This is a genomic window from Arthrobacter sp. TJ-236 (genome assembly GCF_058269235.1).
Window position 1 is genome coordinate 388336 of the sequence record NZ_JBZCNI010000003.1, and the last position, 19905, is coordinate 408240.

18 protein-coding genes are annotated in these 19905 nt (G+C 69.4%); 4 read left to right on the forward strand and 14 right to left on the reverse strand.

The annotated features are described in order from the left end of the window. The first annotated feature begins 3 nt into the window (after window positions 1–3). On the forward strand, window positions 4–1014 hold the full coding sequence (locus AC4D16_RS14055) for a LacI family DNA-binding transcriptional regulator (protein WP_490949621.1): 1011 nt from the start codon (window positions 4–6) through the stop codon (window positions 1012–1014). Window positions 1015–1168: 154 nt separating this feature from the next. On the opposite strand, the gene AC4D16_RS14060 is transcribed toward AC4D16_RS14055, so the two are convergent. The 13 genes from AC4D16_RS14060 to AC4D16_RS14120 all read right to left on the reverse strand — a co-directional run bounded on the left by AC4D16_RS14060 (window position 1169) and on the right by AC4D16_RS14120 (window position 15297). Further along, window positions 1169–2014 (reverse strand): DUF8083 family protein, encoded by an 846-nt coding sequence (locus AC4D16_RS14060; RefSeq protein ID WP_490949620.1) that lies wholly within the window; start codon window positions 2012–2014, stop codon window positions 1169–1171. Further along, window positions 2011–2820: an exodeoxyribonuclease III gene (locus AC4D16_RS14065; RefSeq protein ID WP_490955415.1), complete on the reverse strand. Its 810-nt coding sequence runs from the start codon at window positions 2818–2820 to the stop codon at window positions 2011–2013. The genes AC4D16_RS14060 and AC4D16_RS14065 overlap by 4 nt, the downstream gene beginning before the upstream one ends. Window positions 2821–2846: 26 nt before the next feature. Next, a complete protein-coding gene (gene nadE / locus AC4D16_RS14070; RefSeq protein WP_490949618.1) occupies window positions 2847–3671 on the reverse strand; it encodes an NAD(+) synthase in 825 nt (274 codons plus the stop codon). A 155-nt stretch (window positions 3672–3826) separates the two neighbouring features. Then, window positions 3827–4831: a sugar phosphate isomerase/epimerase family protein gene (locus AC4D16_RS14075; RefSeq protein ID WP_490955416.1), complete on the reverse strand. Its 1005-nt coding sequence runs from the start codon at window positions 4829–4831 to the stop codon at window positions 3827–3829. Beyond that, window positions 4828–6036, reverse strand: a complete 1209-nt coding sequence (locus tag AC4D16_RS14080; protein WP_490955417.1) for a Gfo/Idh/MocA family protein — start codon at window positions 6034–6036, stop codon at window positions 4828–4830. The genes AC4D16_RS14075 and AC4D16_RS14080 overlap by 4 nt, the downstream gene beginning before the upstream one ends. A 28-nt stretch (window positions 6037–6064) precedes the next feature. Next, complete coding sequence (locus AC4D16_RS14085) at window positions 6065–6904, reverse strand: carbohydrate ABC transporter permease (protein ID WP_490955418.1); 840 nt, start codon at window positions 6902–6904, stop codon at window positions 6065–6067. Then, entirely contained in the window at window positions 6897–7880 is a 984-nt protein-coding gene (locus AC4D16_RS14090; protein ID WP_490949614.1) for a carbohydrate ABC transporter permease, read from the reverse strand. The genes AC4D16_RS14085 and AC4D16_RS14090 overlap by 8 nt, the downstream gene beginning before the upstream one ends. A 74-nt stretch (window positions 7881–7954) precedes the next feature. Further along, the gene (locus AC4D16_RS14095) at window positions 7955–9280 is read right to left on the reverse strand and encodes an extracellular solute-binding protein (RefSeq protein ID WP_490949613.1); all 1326 of its coding nucleotides are present in this window, start codon (window positions 9278–9280) and stop codon (window positions 7955–7957) included. Between the two features lie 138 nt (window positions 9281–9418). Next, a complete protein-coding gene (locus tag AC4D16_RS14100) occupies window positions 9419–10333 on the reverse strand; it encodes a sugar phosphate isomerase/epimerase family protein (RefSeq protein WP_490949612.1) in 915 nt (304 codons plus the stop codon). A gap of 53 nt (window positions 10334–10386) precedes the next feature. Further along, window positions 10387–11625 carry a substrate-binding domain-containing protein gene (locus tag AC4D16_RS14105; protein WP_490950116.1) on the reverse strand — a complete coding sequence of 413 codons (1239 nt, stop codon included), beginning with the start codon at window positions 11623–11625 and terminating at the stop codon, window positions 10387–10389. Beyond that, entirely contained in the window at window positions 11625–12722 is a 1098-nt protein-coding gene (locus AC4D16_RS14110) for an ABC transporter permease (protein WP_490955419.1), read from the reverse strand. Before AC4D16_RS14110 ends, AC4D16_RS14105 begins: the two co-directional genes overlap by 1 nt. Next, window positions 12719–13783 (reverse strand): ABC transporter permease, encoded by a 1065-nt coding sequence (locus AC4D16_RS14115; RefSeq protein WP_490955420.1) that lies wholly within the window; start codon window positions 13781–13783, stop codon window positions 12719–12721. Before AC4D16_RS14115 ends, AC4D16_RS14110 begins: the two co-directional genes overlap by 4 nt. Next, the gene (locus tag AC4D16_RS14120; RefSeq protein ID WP_490955421.1) at window positions 13780–15297 is read right to left on the reverse strand and encodes a sugar ABC transporter ATP-binding protein; all 1518 of its coding nucleotides are present in this window, start codon (window positions 15295–15297) and stop codon (window positions 13780–13782) included. The genes AC4D16_RS14115 and AC4D16_RS14120 overlap by 4 nt, the downstream gene beginning before the upstream one ends. A 211-nt stretch (window positions 15298–15508) precedes the next feature. Between AC4D16_RS14120 and AC4D16_RS14125 the strand changes: the two genes are divergently transcribed. Beyond that, the gene (locus AC4D16_RS14125; protein ID WP_490955497.1) at window positions 15509–16723 is read left to right on the forward strand and encodes an ROK family transcriptional regulator; all 1215 of its coding nucleotides are present in this window, start codon (window positions 15509–15511) and stop codon (window positions 16721–16723) included. Between the two features lie 373 nt (window positions 16724–17096). Here AC4D16_RS14125 and AC4D16_RS14130 read toward each other — a convergent pair whose 3' ends face one another. Next, window positions 17097–17921, reverse strand: a complete 825-nt coding sequence (locus AC4D16_RS14130) for a DUF559 domain-containing protein (RefSeq protein ID WP_490955422.1) — start codon at window positions 17919–17921, stop codon at window positions 17097–17099. A gap of 361 nt (window positions 17922–18282) precedes the next feature. Here AC4D16_RS14130 and pyrE point away from each other — a divergent pair, with 361 nt between their 5' ends. Together pyrE and AC4D16_RS14140 are read left to right on the forward strand one after the other, a co-directional pair. Beyond that, the gene (gene pyrE, locus AC4D16_RS14135; RefSeq protein ID WP_490955423.1) at window positions 18283–18858 is read left to right on the forward strand and encodes an orotate phosphoribosyltransferase; all 576 of its coding nucleotides are present in this window, start codon (window positions 18283–18285) and stop codon (window positions 18856–18858) included. A gap of 36 nt (window positions 18859–18894) precedes the next feature. Continuing rightward, window positions 18895–19893, forward strand: a complete 999-nt coding sequence (locus AC4D16_RS14140; protein ID WP_490955424.1) for an alpha/beta fold hydrolase — start codon at window positions 18895–18897, stop codon at window positions 19891–19893. Window positions 19894–19905 lie beyond the last annotated feature (12 nt).

Here is a 19905-nt window from a genome sequence, read left to right on the forward strand (position 1 = left end):
GGTATGACCAGCATCGACGACGTCGCGGCATCCCTCGGGGTGTCCACGGCCACGGTGTCCCGCGCCCTGCGCGGGCTGCCGGGCGTGGCCGAGCAGACACGCGAGCGGGTGACCGCGACCGCGAGGAAGCTCGGCTACGTGCCGTCGTCGGCGGCATCCGGGCTCGCCTCCGGCCGCACCATGGCCATGGGCGTGCTGGTCCCCGTCATCGATCGATGGTTCTTCTCGGCCGTGCTCGAGGGAGTGGACCGCCGGTTGCGCGCTGAGGGCTACGACCTCATCCTGTTCAGCCTCGGGGGCGACGGCGTCAACCGCGACCGCGTGTTCCACCGCTCCATCCTGCGCAAGCGCATCGACGCCCTGCTGGTGATGTGCATGCATCTCACCGACGAGGAGCGGGAGGCGGTGCAGCAGCTCGACTACCCCACGATCGTGATCGGCGGGGCGGTCGAGGGCGTGCGCCATGTCGGCATCGACGACGCCCAGGCCGCCCGCGACGCCGTCTCCCATCTCATCGCGCTCGGCCACACGGACATCGCGCACATGCGCGGCGGCGGGTCCTTCGACATCGACTTCGAGGTGCCACGGATCCGCGAGCAGGCGTTCCGGGACGTGATGGGCGAGCACGGTCTCACGGTCCGTGAGGAGCGGCAGGCCTTCGGTGACTTCCGCTTCGGTACCTCCCGCACCGCTGCTCTCGATCTCCTGGCCGACCCCGCCGACCGGCCGACGGCGGTCTTCTGCTCCTCCGACGAGATGGCCTTCGGTGTGCTGACGGCCGCTCGGGAACTCGGGGTGGCAGTACCGTCCGAGCTCTCGGTCATCGGTATCGACGACCACGAGTTCGCGGCACCCCTGGGTCTCACCACCATCCGCCAGGATCCCGGGGAGCAGGGCGCGTACGCGGCGGACCTCCTACTCGGCGAGCTGCTGCGGAGCGCTCCGCCCGACTACCCGCCGTCGCGCCCGCACGCGCTGATCGAGCGGTCGACCACGGGGCCGGTACCGAAGTAGAGCGGGCCCGGCCCGGCCCCGTCAGGACGCGCTCGCGGCCTCGCCAGGACGCACGAGCAAGCCGGTCAGGACGGGCTGGCGGCCTCGCCAGGACGCACGAGCAAGCCGGTCAGGATGGGCTGGCGGGCTCGTCAGGAGATGCGAGAGGGCCTGGTCAGGACGCGCGGGCGAGCTGCCGGATCGGGATCCAGCGGGAGGCGAGCCTCCGGTAGGACGCCGCCGCACTCAGCATGTCCGCCTCGGCCAGGCTCTCGATGCCGAGCCGCACGTCCATGGGGGAGTCGTCGGGGAACACGCGATCCGCCACCGGCCCGTAGTCCACCTCCACCACCGCGTCCCGGTGGAACAGCTCGAGCCACTCCACGATGTCCGTCAGCTCGTCGAGCAGGTCCATCTCCGGTGCCCCGATGGCGAGCTGCGCCACCGAGCGCCGGCCGCGATCGATGCAGTCGCCGATCTGCGCGGTGATGCGCACGGTGAGGACGCGGCCGTCGTCCTCGACGACCTCCGTGAGATCGTCCTCGTGGATCAGCGCGAACCAGGCGAAGGGGACGCCCCAGGTGGCCGAACGGGTATGCAGCTTGGCCACGGAGTCGGCGAACGTGTCGGGATCGAGCCGCGCCTGGTGTGCCTCGCGCGCCGTGTCCGGTACCAGCACGTCGATCAGCGGGCCGCGGAGGTTCTGGTCGAGGGACTCCGCGGCGAGGGTCGTCCGGACAGCGAGCTGGTTGGGGCAGTAGTAGGGCGCCGTCGTCCCGCTCGTTCCGGGGAACTGCGTGACCCGGACGAGATCGGGCTCGTGGTGCGGGAACGGGTCCGAGAGCGTGCGGAGGACGCGGCGCAGGGACTGCTCGTGGTCGAGGCGCTCCGTCAGCTCGCGCTTCCGGTCACGCTGCTCGAGGATGGCGAGCTGCTGGGCGTCCGAGAAGGCATCGAGCGGCTCGTAGACCCGCAGGTGGGACACGTAGGGGAAGGGCCCACCTCCGCCCACGGGGCTCACGGGCCGCTGAGTTCCACCACGACCGGCGCGTGGTCCGAGGCGCCCTTGCCCTTGCGCTCCTCGCGGTCCACGAAGGCGTTCGTGGCGCGCTTTGCCAGGGCGGGGGAGCCGAGCACGAAGTCGATGCGCATGCCCTCCTTCTTCGGAAAGCGCAGCTGCTTGTAGTCCCAGTAGGTGTAGAGGCCGGGGCCGGGGGTGTAGGGCCGGGCGAGGTCCGCGAAGCCGGAGTCGAGGAACGCCTGGAAGGCGGCCCGCTCAGCGGGGCTCACGTGCGTGTAGCCGCCGTTGACGAAGAGGTCGATGTCCCACACGTCGTCGTCCTGCGGGGCGATGTTCCAGTCACCCATGAGGGCGATCTGCGCCTCGGGGTCCTCGGTGATCCACCGCTCGGCATGCCCGCGCAGGGTGTCCAGCCAGTCGATCTTGTAGGGCATGTGGGGGTCGTCGAGGGCCCGGCCGTTCGGGATGTACAGGCTCCACACGCGGACACCGCCGCAGGTAGCGCCGATGGCCCGGGCCTCCTGCACCGCCTCGGTGCCTGGCTTGCCGAAGGTGGGCTGGTCCGGGAAGGTGCGCGTCACGTCGTCGAGCCCTACCCGTGAGGCGATCGCAACGCCGTTCCACTGGCTGAGGCCGAAGTGCGCCACCTCGAAGCCGGCGTTCTCGAACAGGTCCCAGGGGAAGTTCTCGTCCTTGCACTTCGTTTCCTGGATGGCCAGGACGTCGACGTCGGACCGGTTGAGCCAGGCCTCGACGCGGTCGGCTCGGGCTCGGAGGGAGTTGACGTTCCACGTGGCGATCTTCACCCGCCCTACGTTACCAACGGCGCTGTTTACTCCCGCCACCAGGTGTCGAAGACGGTCACGGGTACGGTGCGCTTGTGCCGCGTGATGTAGTAGCGGTGCTCGATCGCCTTCGCGGCGTCGGCCTCCACCTCGCGGCCCTCGAGGTAGTCGTCGATCTGCTCGTAGGTCAGGCCCAGCTCGTGCTCGTCCGCCTGGCCCGGGGAATCGTCGAGCAGGTCGGCAGTGGGGATCTTGTCGTAGAGGGCGGCCGGGGCGCCGAGCTCCTCCAGCAGTGCACGGTTCTGGCGCTTGTTGAGGCCGAACAGGGGCAGGATGTCCGCTCCGCCGTCGCCGAACTTGGTGAAGAACCCGGTGACCGACTCCGCGCCGTGGTCCGTACCGACGACCAGCAGGTTGTGCTGACCCGCCACCGCGTACTGGGCCACCATGCGTGCGCGGGCCTTGGTGTTGCCCTTCGTGAAGTCGGAGATCTCCTCGCCCGTGGTGTCCACGAACTGCTGCTCGAAGCCGTCCACGGCACGCTCGATGTTGAACACCTTCGAGGTACGCGGCTGGATGAAGGCGAGTGCCGCCTGGGCGTCCTCCTCGTCCTTCTGTACGCGGTACGGCAGCCGGAGAGCGATGAAGTCGGCGTCGAGCCCCTCCGAGCGGAGCTCGTCGACGGCGAGCTGGGCGAGCTTGCCCGCAAGGGTGGAATCGAGCCCGCCACTGATGCCCAGGACGAACCCGCGTGTGCCTGTGGACCTGACGTAGTCCTTCAGGAAGCCGACCCGGCGGCGCACCTCGGCCGCGGGGTCGATGGTGGGCTTGACGCCCATGTCCTCGATGATCTGTGCCTGGAGTTCACGCATGGTCCAAGGCTACTCCCGCCGCATTTCTACAAGGTTACGAATTCGACGGAGATCACACCCCGGTCCGGTCCGCCGCGGCGGATGGGCCGACCCGGGGGTACTGCACCCCCCCAAAGGAGCAGTACCCCCGGGTCTGCGTCCCGGACGAGGAGAGCTCAGCCCTCCTGGCTGAAGGCGGCGTCGAAGGACGTCTCCGACGGCGCGAAGTCGAACGTCTTCAGGAACGCCAGCGCCTCGGGTGCTCCCTGCAGGCGGTCCATACCGGCGTCCTCCCATTCCACCGAGATGGGCCCGGTGTAGCCGATGGCGGTGAGGGCTCGGAAGCTGTCCTCCCAGGGCACGTCACCGCGGCCGGTCGAGACGAAGTCCCAGCCACGCCGCGGATCGCCCCAGGGCAGGTGCGAGGACATGATGCCGTTCCGGCCACCGCCCATGCGCATCTTCGTGTCCTTGCAGTCCACGTGGTAGATCCGGTCCTTGAAGTCGGAGATGAACGCCACCGGGTCGATCTGCTGCCACATGAAGTGGCTCGGGTCCCAGTTGAGGCCGAACGCGGGGCGGTGGCCGATGGCTTCGAGGGTGCGCTGCGTGGACCAGTAGTCGTAGGCGATCTCGGAGGGGTGCACCTCGTGGGCGAAGCGCACACCGCACTCGTCGAAGACGTCGAGGATCGGGTTCCAGCGGTCGGCGAAGTCCTGGTAGCCGGCTTCGATCATGGCCGCCGGGACGGGCGGGAACATGGCCACGTACTGCCAGATCGAGGAGCCGGTGAAGCCGACCACGGTGTCCACACCGAGCTTCTTCGCGAGCCTCGCCGTCAGCTTCATTTCCTCGGCGGCGCGCTGCCGGACGCCCTCGGGGTCGCCGTCACCCCACACCTTCGGGCCCACGATGGCTTGGTGCCGGAAGTCGATCGGGTCGTCGCAGACGGCCTGACCCTTCAGGTGGTTGGAGATGGCCCAGACCTTCAGGCCGTTGCGCTCCAGGATGTCAAGGCGGTTCTGGATGTAGGCGTCGTCGTCCCAGCGCCAGGCGTCCAGATGGTCGCCGGACACGGCGATCTCGAGGCCGTCGTACCCCCACTGGCCCGCGAGTTCCGCGACCTTCTCGAAGGGGAGGTCGGCCCATTGGCCGGTGAACAGGGTGAAGCTGCGGGTCATGCGTTCTCCTTGAGGAACGAGCGGGTGTGCGTGTCGGAACCGACGAGGACGACGGCGCTCTTGGCCGCCGCGCTCTCCTCGACGGCGGCGAGGACGCGCTGGATCTGGAGCCCTGCCTCGAACGAGGGCTGGGGAGGTTCGCCGGACCGGATGGAGGTGAGGAAGTCGCGGAGCTGGTGCGTGAAGGTGTGTTCCCAGCCGATGATGTGGCCCTGCGGCCACCACGCGTCGAGGTACGGATGCTCGGGTTCGGTGACGAGGATGCGGCGGAAGCCCTGCTCGGTGGCCGGCCCCGCGGTGTCCATGAACCACAGCTCGTTGAGGTTCTCGAGGTCGAAGCGGAGGGCGCCGCGCTCCCCGAACACCTCGATCCGAAGACCGTTCTTCACGCCGGTGGCCACGCGCGAGACCTCGACCGAGGCCACCGCGCCGCCGGAGAGGCTCGCGGTGACCCAGGCGGCGTCGTCGACGGTCACGGGCTCCTGCCCGTGCGGCCCCGGACGCTCCTCCACGAAGGTGTGCAGGCGGCCTGAGACCTCGGTGATGGCGTCCCCGGTGAGGAACTGCACCTGGTCCAGCGCGTGGGAGGCGATGTCGCCGAGGGCGCCCGAGCCGGCGGTCTCCTTGCGCAGCCGCCACGTCATGGGCGACGTCGGGTCGGTGAGCCAGTCCTGCAGGTAGGCGACCCGCAAATGGCGGACGCGCCCGAGACGGCCGTCTGCGATGAGGGACCGGGCGTGGGCGAGCGCGGGGATGCGCCGGTAGTTGAAGCCCACCATCGACTGCACACCGCGCTCGCGGGCCACGGCGGCGGCGGCGACCATCTCGGTGCTCTCCGCGATGCTGTTCGCGAGCGGCTTCTCGACGAGGACGTGCTTGCCGGCCCGCAGGGCCTCGATCGCGATCTCGGCGTGCAGGTACCCCGGCGTGCAGATGTCCACGATGTCGACGTCGTCCCTCGCGATCACCTCCCGCCAGTCCGTGGCGAAGCCCTCCCAGCCGTAGCGGGCGGCCGCCTCGGCGGTGCGCTCGGCGTCACGGCCGACGACGACGCGGCGCGCCACGGGCGCGACGTCGAAGTGGCTGCCCACGGCGCGCCAGGCGGCCGAATGGGCCTTGCCCATGAAGGCGTAGCCGATCATCGCGACGCCGAGCGGTGTCGGGGCGGGTCCATCCGGTACCTGACCGGAGAGGGGGGATGTCATGGTGGGCTCCAAAGGGGATGGTGGCGGGCTACTTGACCGAGCCGGCGGACAGGCCTGCGACGAGGTGCCGCTGGACGAACATGAACCCGATGAGCACGGGAAGCGAGACGACCACGGAGGCCGCCATCAGCTGGTTCCAGTACACATCGGTCTGGTTGGCGTAGGCCTGCAGGCCGATCGCGAGGGTCCGGGTGTCGTTGTTCGTCAGGACCGAGGCGAAGAGCACCTCGCCCCACGCCGTGATGAACGAATAGACGGCGACGGCGATGATGCCGGGCTTCGCGACGGGGATGACCACGCGGATGAAGGCTCCCGCGCGGCTGGTGCCGTCGATCATCGCCGCTTCCTCGAGTTCCCGCGGGATCGACGCGAAGTACCCCGCGAGCATCCAGATGGCGAACGGCAGCGTGAAGGTCAGGTAGGTGATGACCAGGCCGGTGTACGAGCCGTTGAGCTGAATGCCCACCGTCCGCTGGATCTGCGTGAAGATCAGGAACAGCGGCAGGAGGAAGAGGATGCCGGGGAACATCTGCGTGGAGAGGATCACGAGGCTGAACGAGCGCTGACCGCGGAAGTTCAGGCGTGCCACCGCGTAGGCGGCCATGATGGCGATGATCACCGAGAACACGGTGGCCAGTGTGGTGACGATCAGGCTGTTCTTGAAGTAGTGCGCCAGCGGGACGGTCTGCCAGATCTCCACGTAGGGCTCGAGCGTGACGGTGGACGGGAACCACCTGAACAGGCCGCGTACGTCGGCGAGCGGCTTGAAGCTCGTGACCACCACCACGTACAGGGGCAATGCCACGAGGATGAACAGGAAGGTCAGGCCGATCCGCCGGAACCAGCGGAACCCGGGTGTCTCAATCAATGTCTTTTCCCTTCGGGAGGACCATGCGCACGTAGACGATCGAGGCGATGAAGAGCAGGACGAGCAGCAGTGTGCTCATCGCGCCTCCCAGGCCGAAGTTCCAGTTGGAGAACGAGTGCTGGTAGATCAGCGGCGAGATGAGGCGGGCGGACTCCGGCGGGGCCGCGCCGAACAGGACGAACGGGACGTTGAACTGGTTGAAGATCCACAGGCTCATGACGAGCAGCAGGACCCCGTTGGCGGGCCGGATCATGGGCAGCGTGATGAGGGTGAACTGCTTCCACAGGGGAGCGCCGTCGATCGCCGCGGCCTCGTAGACGTCCTTCGGGATGTTCTGGAGGGCCGCGAGGAGCATGAGGAAGGCGAAGGGCCACATCTGCCACGCCGTGACGATCACCGTGACCCAGAAGGCGTTGCCGCCGAGCAGCCAGAACGGCCGCTCGGCGAGGAGCCCGAGGTCGTCCACGAGGATCTTGTTGATGGCGCCGTCGCGCTGGCTGAACATGAACGCCCACGCGATGGTGGCCACGTAGCTCGGCAGGGCGTAGGGGATGAGGAAGAAGGTACGGAGGAAGCCGTTGCCGCGGAAGGAGCCGTGCAGCAGGATGGCGGCCATCATGCCGAGTGCCCAGACGATGGCGAGCACGACGACGGTGAACACGAGGGTGCGCCCGAAGCTCGCGAGGAACTCGCCGCCGATCGGGCCGTTCGGATCGAGCCCTGCGACGAAGTTGTCGAGACCCACGAAGGGGGCCCGCAGCCAGTTGCGGATGTTGAGCTGGCTCAGCCCGAGGAAGGCGATGTACACGCCCAGGATCATCGGGACGATGTGGATCAGGAGCTCCATGATCACGGCCGGAGCGATCAGGATGTAGGCGAACGGGGACTTCCGTTTGCGGCGGACCGCGGGGGCCGGGCGCGGGGGGATCTCGGGGCCGCTGCCGGCGGCCGGTGGCTTGTCGACCAGTTGTGACATGGGTGCTCCTCGTACTGCGCGGGTCGGTCGTCCAGCAGGTGCCCGGAGGCCGGGCACCTGCTGGTGACGGGGAGTTACTGGGCGGCTGCCATCTGGCTGTTGGCGTCCTCGAGGGCCTGCCGGATGTCCGCTTCGGTCACGGTCCCGGTGGCGGCCTGCGCGAAGAGGTTCTTCATCGCGGTACCCACGAGGGTCTCCATCTGGCCCTCCTGGCTGATCAGCGGCATGGGCTTGGCGTTGTTCTCGAGGATGCTCTGCTTGAGCGTGATCTCCTCGGACTGGAACGCCTCGTCCTCGTAGGCGGCGGTCAGCACGGGCAGGGCCGTGAAGGCCTTGTTGAGGTAGACCTGCTCCTCGTCGCTCGTGAGGTGTGCCGCGAGCTGCAGTGCACCCTCCTCGTTGTCCGTCTCGGCGAACACGCTCAGGTTGATACCGGCGACGTGGCTCATGGTCGCCTCGTCGCCCGTGGCGTCCGGGTTGGTCAGCGGCACCGGGGCGGCGGCGAAGTTCTCGAAGCCACGGGCGTTCAGCGTCTTGGCCGGGGCCTGGTCGAAGAACATGGCGGCGTTGCCGGCCGCGAAGTCCTCCACCATCTGGCTGCCACCGGTGAACTCCGCGTTCGACGGCGAGACCACCTTGTCGGTCGCCATGAGGTCGATCCACTGCTTGACGCCGGCCACCTGCTCGTCGCTCGCGAACGTGGGCTCGCCGTTCTCGTCGAAGAGCGACCCGCCCTGCTGCAGTCCGCGGACGAAGGCCTGGTGGGCGTTGTTGGAGATCGAACTGCCGGCCAGGGAGACGCCCCACTGGTCGATCTCGCCGTCACCGTCGGTGTCGATGGTGAGCTTCTTCGCGGCCTCCACGAATTCGTCCCAGGTCTCCGGGGGAGCCTCGATCCCCGCTGCGGCGAACATCTCGGTGTTGTAGTAGAGCGAGTAGCTGAGCCCGTAGAGAGGAATGGAGGTGGGTGTCTCCCCCTCGGCGCCGCCCGTCGACCAGCTGCTCTGGATGAAGCGGTCCTGGCCACCGACGGCCTCCAGCGCCTCACCCTCGAAGGGCAGGAACGCGCCGGTCTCCTGCAGCGTCGTCGCCCAGGTGTTACCGATGTTGAGCACGTCGGGGCCCTCGCCGCTGCTCACGGCGGTGAGGATGCGGTTGTAGAGGTCCGTCCAGGGGATGACCTCGAGTTCCACCTCGATGCCGGTCTCCTCGGTGAACCGGGCCAGGGACTCCTCGAGCACCACGCGGTCGTCCTCGACCGTGGTGCCCTGGTTCGAGGCCCAGTAGGTCAGCGTCTCTCCAGAGGAGGCGTCCCCCGATCCGGAACCGCAGGCGGCGAGGCCGGTCATTCCGAGACCGAGGACGGCGAGGGTGGACAGGGCCTTAAGAGATGGTTTCACGGTTGATCTCTCCTTTGAGTAACACCGAGGTGGCAGGTCCGGGGCTCGCGACGAGGCGGGCGGCTGGGCGCGGATGGAGCTGCGTGTGGCGTCCGAACTTAACTGGTTCAGTCACGGTACGACCACTTCTGCCGAGGGTCAATCAAAAGCTGTTGGTGTCTTGACAGAATCCGTGACCGGGGCACCGGATGACGTACTGGGGCGTGTTGCGCGGAGGAAGGCGAGCCCGCTCCGGGCGAGCTCGTCCTGGCTCGGCGCGAGGGGGCGCCAGATCGCGGCAGCCGTGGCGATGCTCGCGTTGTGTGCCGTGAAGCTCTCGATCACCAGGGCGCCGTCGTACCCGACGTCGTCGAGGGCGGGGAAGATCCCCGGCCAGTCGGTCTGGTCGCCGCCCGGCGCCCCGCGGTCGTTCCCGCACACCTGCAGGTGCACCAGGTGCTCACCAGCGGCCCGGATGGCTTCGGCCGACGAGCGCTCCTCGATGTTCAGGTGATAGGTGTCCAGCGCCAGCCCCACGCCCCGACCCAGGAGCGGGCCGAGTGCGTCGAGGGCCTGCTCCACGGTGTTGACGAGCGAGGTCTCGTACCGGTTCAGGGGTTCGATACCGAGCACGACGCCGGCGGCCACCGCTCGGTCGGCGAGGGGCTCGAGGGCGCCGCGCAGGTCCGCGTAGGCCCGGTGGCGCTCGCCGTCGTCCATCCGCCACAGCCGGCCGGTGGAGGAATAGAACGGACCGCACACGCGGGTGGCGCCGATGGCACCCGCGAGGTCGATGCACGCGGCGAGGTACTCCTGGGTGCGGCGGACGACGTCGTCGGGCGCGTCCACGAGGTCCCGCCCGGGCGCCATGGCGCCGACGACGAAGGGCGTCAGACCCGTCCCCTCGAGGGCGTCCACGACGGCGGGAGCCGTCAGGTCACCGATGGTCTCGAGGGGGAGCTCGACGGCGTCGAACCCGAGGTCGGCGATCTTCCGCAGCAGGGGAGGCAGGTCCGCGTCCCTCAGCGGTGACGTCCACACCCACGTGTTGACGCCGATGGCGCGTGCTGACACCGGCCTGCCTCCTTCCTACTGCGTTGTCGCGGAGCGTGCGGATCGCGGACCGGTCAGGGGATCTGGCGCTCCTGCCACACGGTCGGGTAGCCCGCGAGGTCCTCGCCGCCGAACTTGGCGTAGTGCCCGTCCGGCATGCCCTCGTTCGCGGTCAGGAACTCGCCCCGCTCCTCCTCGGTGATGGGCGACTGCGGCAGCACCCACTCCGCGGGGACCTCCTCGCCCGCGAAGATCTTCTCGAGCGCCAGCAGCGGGGTGCGCCACTGGAAGTTCGAGTAGACGGGGGCCAGGGCGTCGATGCCGGTCTCGTCCCACTTGCGCAGGAAGCTCATCTCGTCCTCGCCCGTCATCACCGGGAGGTCCGCCCCGGCGTCCTCGAAAGCCTCGATGGCCGCGACCGCGCCGTCACCGGCGTCCATCCACACGCCCTGGACGTCGCCCGTGGCGAGTTCGTCCGCGATGATCGACTTGATCTCCACGGGGTCGGCCCCGGTGAAGTAGTCGACCGCCTCGATGCCGTTCTCCTCGAAGATGCGCTCGGCCGCGGCCCACCGCTGCTCGAGGACGTCCACGCCGGGCAGGATCCTCAGGGCCACCACCTTGTCGCCCTCCTCGAGCCGCTCGCTCAGGAACTCCGCGGTGTCGATGCCCCAGGCGAAGCCGCCGATCGGGTGGATGAACGTCACCGCGCAGTCCGTCTGGACACCGCGGTCGAAGACGACCACGGGCTTGCCCGTCTCGCAGGCGCGCTCGACGGCGGGGGTCATGGCCGCCGTGGAGTTCGGCGAGATGATGAACGCGTCGCAGTCGCCCTCCGCGATGAAGTAGTCGATGTCCGCGATCTGGGTGTTGTCGTCGTCCTGCGCGTCACGCGTCTCCATCTCGGAGATCACGCCCGACTCCTGCAGGGTCTGCAGCTGCTGGTTCATGGTGATCCAGCCGGTCTGGCGCCAGGGGTTGGAGATCGAGGCGTTCGAGAAGCACGCCTTCTGCGGCCCCTCGGCGGCGAAGGCGGAGGTGTCCGTCATCTCGCCGTCGATGTACTGCAGGTAGGGCTGTGCCGGATCACCCTCGAAGGTGGCCGAGCGCTGCTCGTCCTGCTCGTCGTAGACGGCCTGGTCGAACCACTCCGTGCTGTCCTCCGACGGCTGCTCGGCCGCGGGGGTGGCTTCGCCGGCGGTTTCCTCGGCCGCCGGAGGGTTCTCGATGGACGAATCGGTGGTGCACGCGGTCAGGGCGAGCAGCGACGTCGCTGCGATCACCGTGACCTTGCTCAGGATGCTTCCACGCATCATGTTCCTTCCTCGTGTGTGCCCGGTGCGGGCACTGCTGGTGCGATGGGACGGTGGGGATCATGGGTGCGGCTGCCGGCGCCACGGCGCTTGCGCTGCCAGTTCTGCGCCGCCGCCGCGACGGCGAGGACGATGATGGCGCCCTGCACGCTGTCACGCCACGTGGACTCGACGCCGAGGAAGTTCAGGAGGGTGAAGAGCAGCTCCAGCGCGAAGGCGCCGGCCGCTGCGGAGAGCACCCAGCCGCGGCCGCCTCCCAGCACCACGCCCCCGAGGACGACGGCGGTGATCGCGGTGAACTCGTACCCCTGCCCGACGGACGGGTGCACGCCGGCGTAGCCCACGAGGATCACGCCCGCGACGGTGGCGGCGAGCGAGGACAGCATGAAGGCACGGGTACGGACCCACCACACGGGTGCTCCGGTGAGGGCCGCGGCGTGCTCGTTGTCACCGACGGCGACGAGCGTACGGCCGTAGGGGCGGCGCATGAGCCAGGCCGCGGCCGTGGCGAGGACCACGAGGATCAGCACCGGGTAGGGGATCACCTCGAGCACGGGGACGTCCTCGACCGCGCCGCGGCCGATCTGCCGGAAGCTGTCCGCCGGGTTACCCGTGGCCGCGCCTCCCGTCCAGAAGAGCACGAGCCCGAGGAGGGCCAGCATGGTGCCGAGCGTCACGATGAAGCTCGGCACCCTCAGGAGGGTGGTGACCAGCCCGTTGACGAGCCCCACGAACGCACCGAACACGAGCATCAGCGCCAGGACCGGCACGGTGCGGGACTCGTCCTCACCCACGAGGTTGCCCGCGATGATCACCTGCGCGGTGACCACGGAGCCCATGGAGAGATCGAACTCGCCGGAGACGATCACGAAGTACTGCCCGATCGCCGCGATGGCTATGGGGGCGACGCGCCCGATGAAGCGGATGAGGGAGCCGGGTTCACCGAAGGACGGGTTCGCGGCGATCACGGCGACGAACAGGACCGCGACGAGCACGAAGATGGCTCCGCTCGGTGTTCTGAGGGCCCGGAGCACGCGCTCCCCACGTGAGCTCCGGTTCTGCTCGAGGACGGCGGTCCGGTCGGCGAGGACGCTCATGCCGTCACCCCGTCGCGAGTGCCCGCGCCGTGGTCGCGCGACCCTCCGTCGTCGGGCCGCGATCTTCCCGCGCTCGGCGGGCGGGCGTCGTCGTCGCCGCGGCCGAAGCGCGCCTGCCGATGGACCGTGCGGCGCCGGGCGTAAACCGCGACCGCGACGACGATCACGATGCCGCGCACCACGTCCTTGAGGAACGGGTTGATCTGCAGCACGCTCATGATGTTGTCCAGCATGGCGAAGATCAGCACGCCGCCGAGGGTTCCCACGAGCGAGCCCTTGCCGCCCGCGAGCAGCGTGCCGCCGAGGACGACGGCGGCGATGGACAGGAGGTCGTACCCGCCCTGCGAGCCGATGGTCGGGCTGCCGACGCCGAGGCGCGCGGCGAGCAGGAGCCCGGCGAGGCCAGCCATGACGGAGCAGATCACGTGGGCGGCGATGACGGGTGTCTGGGTCCGGACGCCGCTCATGCGGGCCACCCCGGTGTCACCGCCCACCGCGTACATCGCGTGGCCCAGCCGGGTGGAGGTGAGCATCAGGAGGACCACGCCGGCACACGCGAGCATGATCAGGGTCGAGACGGGTACCGGCCCGATGCCCGTGGCTCCGATGAGCCGGAAGGCGAACGGTGCCTGGCCCGAACTGCCCTGGTACGTGGAGCCGAGGTAGCCGCTGACGATCAGGCCCATGCCGAGCGTCGCGATGAACCCGTGCACCTTCAGCCCGGCCACCACCGCTCCGTTGACCAGCCCGATCAGTGCGCTGATCAGGAGGGCGGTGAGGACCGCGGGCACGATGTTGCCGGGCTGGTTCGCCATGATGCCCGCGCCGATCAGGCTGGAGAGGCTGATCACGTAGGGCACCGAGAGATCGAGGCTGCCGACGAGGATCACGAGGGTCTGCCCGATCGCGATGAAGCCGAGGATGCTCGTGCCCGTCAGGATGTCGGAGATGTTGCCGGTGCTGAAGAAGTTCCGGCCCGTGGTGCCCACGAGCACCGTGCCGACCACGACGGTCAGCAGGGCCACGAGATAGACGATGTTCGTGGAGGTCAGCCGGGTCACGAGTGCACCCCCCGCGCTCCCGTGGCCAGCTGGAGGACCTGTTCCTCCGAGGCACCCGCGGACAGCTCGCCCGCGATCCGGCCGTCGCGCATGACCAGCACCCGGTCCGACATCCCGAGCACCTCGGGAAGCTCGCTCGACACCATGAGGATGGCCTTGCCTTCCTGCGCCAGCCGGCGCATCAGGGTGTAGACGGCGACCTTCGCGCCGACATCGATCCCGCGGGTCGGTTCGTCCAGGAGCACCACCCGGGGGTCGATGGCGAGCCACTTCGCGAGGACGACCTTCTGCTGGTTGCCGCCCGACAGGTACTGCACCTCCTGGTCGAGGTCGCGGGCCACGACCTCGAGCGACGAGAAGACGGCCGGTGCTCCTCGCCGGGCAGCGGCGGTGCGGCCCGGATGGACCGACCGCACCACGCTCAGCGCGTTGTCGAGGATGGACTGGTTCAGGCTGAGCCCCTGTGCCTTCCGGTCCTCGGTGATCAGTGCCACCCGGTGGCGGATGGCCTGCCTCGGGGAGACAGGCCGGTAGTCGCGGCCCTCGAGCCTCATGCCGCCGCGGGTGAAGGGGGCTGCGCCGAACACCGCCTCGACCAGTTCGGTGCGGCCGGAGCCCTGCAGGCCCGCGACACCGACGATCTCCCCGGCACGGAGGGTGAGGTGCACGTCGTCGAGCTGGTCGTTGCCGGCACCCGTGATCTCCAGCAGGGGAGCGCCGACGAACGTCCCCGGGAGTGCCTCGGGGAAGTAGGCCGAGATGGGCCGGCCGACCATCGCACGGACCAGCGCGGCGTCGTCGAGCTGTGCCGCGGGTACGGACGTGACCACGCGGCCGTCCTTGAGGACGGTGATGGTGTCGCAGAGGTCGAAGATCTCCTTGAGGCGGTGGGAGACGTAGAGGATCGCGGTGCCGCGCTTCCGCAGGCGATCGATGATGCCGTACAGCAGTTCCACCTCGGCGCCGGCGAGCGCCGCCGTGGGCTCGTCCATTGAGATGATCCGGGCGTCGTAGCTCACGGCCTTCGCGATCTCCACGATCTGCTGCTGCGCCACGGAGAGGGAACTGAGGGAGGCCGTGGGGCGGATGCTCGTGATCCCGAGGTCCGCGAGCAGGTCGGCGGTGGCCCGGTTCATCGCCGCGCGGTCGACCAGCAGACCCTTGCGGGGTTCGCGCCCGAGGTAGATGTTCTGCGCGACGGTGCGTTCGGGCAGCAGGTTGAACTCCTGGAAGACGGTCGAGAGACCGGCTCGGCGTGCCTGGATCGGGTGGGTGAAGACCACGGGCCGGCCGTCCACCTCCACCGTGCCGGCGTCCCGCGTGTAGACGCCGGCGAGGAGCTTCATGAGTGTCGACTTGCCCGCACCGTTCTCGCCGACGAGTCCGTGGACCTCGCCCGGCAGGAGGTCGAGATGTGCGTCCTGGAGGACCGGCACCCCGAAGAAACTCTTGGAGAGTCCGGTGACCCGCAGGATCGGGGTCGGGCGTTCGCTGATCGAGACTTCGTCGTCCACGCGGTCACTGTGACATGCCTCACGCACTTTTGTCGAGGTTCAGTCAAAAGATGCTGCATGAACGTTACGGCTCCGGGGTGGGGCCAGTGGAAGTGCCGGGTGCTTTACTGAAAGAGTGCTCCCCTCTCCATCGATCTCGGCCGTCAACAGTGGGTCCGCGGCCGGCAGCGACACCGCGGCCGGCAGCGACACCGTGACCGCGCGTGATGCCGTGACCGCGCGTGATGCCGCGGCCGTGCGGCGGCCCGCGGTCACCACGGGCTCGGGTGCGAGCGAGATCTTCCAGGTCCTGCGGGACGGGCAGCCCCGCACCCGGGCGGAACTCGCCTCGGTCACCGGCCTCGCGCGGTCCACGATCGCCGCCAGGATCGACGCGCTGATGTCACTCGGCCTCGTGGCTCCCTTCGGCGGAGCCGCCTCCACCGGCGGTCGCCCGCCGTCCCTGTTCGCCCTCAACCCCGGTGTCAAGGTGGTCATCGGCGCGGACCTCGGCGCCACGCACGCGCTCGTGATCCTCGCGGACCTCGCAGGGCAGGAGCTGGGCCGCAAGCAGCAGCGCATCAGCATCGGTGACGGACCCGAGGTGGTGCTGTCGTGGCTGACCGCGGCCATCACCGATCTGCTCGCGGTTGCAGGCCGCTCCACGGACGAGCTCGCGGCCGTGGGCATCGGCCTGCCCGGCCCGGTGGAGCACGACACGGGACGCCCGATCAACCCGCCGATCATGCCGGGCTGGGACCGCTTCGACGTGCCCGGCATGATCCAGCGCGCCTTCTCCGTACCCGTTCTCGTGGACAACGACGTCAACATCATGGCCCTGGGGGAACTGAGCGCGAGCTGGCCCGACGTCGCAGACCTCATGTTCGTGAAGGTTGCCACCGGCATCGGCGCCGGCCTGATCCTCGGCGGAGTTCTGCAGCGCGGTGCGCAGGGTACGGCGGGCGATCTCGGGCACGTCCAGGTGGCGCGTGGCGGCGACACCATCTGCCGGTGCGGGAACGTCGGGTGCCTCGAGGCCATCGCCGGAGGCCCCGCCCTTGCGGCGGCGCTGAGCACTGTGGACGGTCCGCCGCTCACGGGTGGCCAGGACGTCGTCGAGCTGGTGCGGTCGGGTGACACCCGGGCGCTGCAGGCCGTGCGGCAGGCGGGGCGCGATATCGGCGAGGTCCTGGCGGCATGCGTCAACCTCGTGAACCCGTCCGTGATCGTGATCGGCGGTTCGCTCGCGCAGTCCGGCGAACACCTCCTCGCCGGCATCCGGGAGGTCGTCTACACGCGGTCGCTCCCGCTGGCCACCGAACACCTGCGGATCGTCCCGTCGGTGTCCGGGCAGAACGCGGGCGTGGCGGGAGCGGCCGTCCTCGCGATCTCCCACGCGCTGTCACCCGAGGCCATCGACGCCGCCAGTGCCCGCATGACGGCCTGAGCCGGGCGTCGGCCTCCATTACCTCCGACGTCTGAAGGCCTGAGCCGGGCGTCGGCCGGACGCAGCCCTCGTGAGCCGGCCCGGTACCGGCCGGACGCGAGCACCTTTTGCGTCTGGCGGTGGCTCCTGACCGTGCGTCATTCTCGCCCTCGTCGTCGAACTCGGGGTGTTCGGCTGGGTAATGAGCGTGTCGGCGCGCAACACGCCGGCGGGAGCGGCAGTGTGCCGGGAATGACCCCGGATCGCGCACGGCGAGGTCAGGGCGGCCCGTGCTTGATGCCCGGGCGACACAAGCACGGTGTGTGGCGTGGGCCCGCCGAGGGAGTGCGGCGTGGTGGGCCCACTCAGGGAGTGCGGCCCGCCTTCCGTCGGACTAGCGCAGCACGCGCCCGCGAAGGACGGCCATGATCTCGGCAAGAACATCGTCGGCGCGGAACATGATGTCCTCGTAGCCATACCGGAGGACGAGGTACCCGCCGATGATCGTCGCGTTGTTGCGACGGCGGTCCCGTCGGCGAGCTCGACGGTCCGAGTGGTACGCGTCGCCATCAACCTCGACCACGAGGACGCCCTCCACCAGGAAGTCGACCCGACCCACGCCGTCGAGCTGGACCTGCTCCCGCACCTGGAGCCCAGCACCCTCGAGCATGATGCGGGCCACCACTTCGAGAGCGGAATCGGCTCCCCCCGTCACCAGAGTCAGGGCTGCACGCGCCGGCCCGTTCCGGTTGCCCGTCAGGCGGTCGAGGAGGAACTGCCTGGTGGTGTCTCCACGCCGAAGCGCACTCTCCACCATCACGGCTGCCTCCACCGCGGGAAGGCAATGCAGGGCGTGAACGAGGACGTCGACACGACCGACCATGGGCCTCGTCGGGTGCGCAGGCACGGTCAGGGGTCTGTGGTGCGACGTGCAGCCCGGAAGGCGGCTGTGCGCGTGGAGGTGATGGACATGCGGCGCGTGGAGGGCCCACAGGTCGTACAAGGAGGCCGCAGAGACGCACGTGAGCTGAGCGTCGTTGACCAGTGCCGCGACGAGGCCGGCCGGGGCATCGGGAAGCGCGAGAACGCCGCGTCGTACGCGGAGGACGACGCCGGTGCGGACCCCGAACGCGATCTCGCTGCGTGTCACGCCGAGGTCGAGGAGCCTGCCGGTCCGGGACACCGACCCCACACTGCGCAGCGCGCCGACGACGTCCATGGTTCATCCCACCAGTCGGACAGGCCCTGCCGTCATCTTGGAGAGCGCTATGTGCACAACGGTGCTCGACGGAGTCGTCGGATCGTGCGGCGCAACTCGGGGACTTCGACGACCTCGAGGGGGTGTCGCGCGGGGCCGCGCCTGTGAACGCGCCGCTCCGGGCTCGAATCACCCCGACGACGGCGCAGGACCCGACGACGGAAGACACCGACGGCGCAGGACCCGACGACGACGGAAGACGGAAGACACCGACGACGACGGAGTCGTCGACGACGACGAAATCGGCCGCGACGACGCCCTGGGCGCCGGCAGCGGCGTCGGCCGGACGCAGCCCTCGCGAGCCCCTCGGTAGACTGGCCGCATGACCGCCGAGACCCCCGCGCAGACCTCCGACCGCTCCCGGCTCCTCGAACTCATCAAGGAACTCGCCGTCGTGCACGAGCGCGTCACGCTGTCCAGCGGCGTCGAGGCGGACTACTACATCGACCTCCGTCGCATCACGCTCCACCACGAGGCATCGGGGCTGGTGGGGCGCGTGATGCTCCGGATGCTCGACGACGCCGGCATCACCTTCGAGGCGGCCGGCGGCCTCACGATGGGCGCCGACCCCGTGGCCACCGCCCTCATGCACGCGGCCGCCGCCGCGGACCGCCCCATCGACGCGTTCGTGGTCCGCAAGACGCAGAAGACCCACGGTATGGCCCGCCAGGTGGAGGGCCCGGACGTGGCCGGACGCCCCGTCGTCGTCCTCGAGGACACCTCGACCACCGGCGGGTCCGCACTCACCGCCGTCGAGAGCGTGCGCCGCGCGGGCGGTGACGTCCAGGCCGTGGCCGTGATCGTGGACCGGAGCACGGGATCGAAGGAGCGCATCGAGTCCGAGGCCGGCGTTCCCTACCTCTTCGCGTTCGGCAAGGACGAGCTGGGCCTCGCCTGACGGGCGTTCCCGACTGACCGGACGGGGCGGAGCGAGGTGGACGACGACGCGCGGGCACTGCTCCGAGCCCGCGCGTTCCGCGAGAGTTCCCGGCGCTCCTTCCTGATCGGAACCGCAGCGGCCGGCGTGCTCACCGCCGACCTCGCCTTCACCCACTACATCCAGTCCCAGCGCGACCAGACGCGCATCCTGCCGCTGGACGACGACGGCGCCCGCGCGCGCTTCCCGAACGACCGCTGGGTGCTGTTCCCGGGCTACAAGACCAGCTGGGAGGAGGGTCTCTGGATCCTCAACTCGCTGCGCCCCGCGCTGGTGCGGAGGGGTCAGCTCGCGGTGATGGGGTACTCCAACCGGGGCCTGGACATCAACAACGTGGTGGCCACCATGACCCGGTACGTGGAGAACTTCCGGCTCGAGAAGCTCTATTTCTACGGGCACAGCTTCGGTGGGATGGTCGCCGTGGAAGTGGCCGCCCGCCTGCGGGACCGCGGCATCCCCGTGGAGCTGGTGCTGCTCGACTCCTCGCCCTCCAGCCGCTTCGACGTGCAGGACCAGCGCATGTTCGACGGCGTGGTGCTGCTCTACGAGGCCGGTGTCCGCGTGCCCATCAGCGTCCGCGGTACCTACGAGCTCGGTGAGCGGATCGTCCACAAGAACGAGCGCACCTGGAGCCAAATCGTGGACCAGACACTGGAGCAGCTCTCGCCGCTGGCCCCGAGCACGGAACTCATCCAGTCGGAGTCCTCGTACATCTACCACTACGACGCCGCGCGGTTCCGGCTCTCCCTGGGCGACACCCGGGTGGTGTTCGCGGGCAACCCGGGCGACGGCGTCGTCACCTACGAGACCGCGCGCGCCGGGTGGGCGCGGGCGCTGCCCGACAACGTGCGCTCCGTCGACTACGTCACCGAGGGGGCGCTCCCGGCGCACGCGAGCCCGCAGTGGAACCCGGGCATCTACCGGGATGTGGTGGACGCCGTGCAGCGCGCGTATGCACCCGTCGGCCGCAGCGGCGGGTCGAAGCGCGCCTTTTGAGCGAAGAGAACC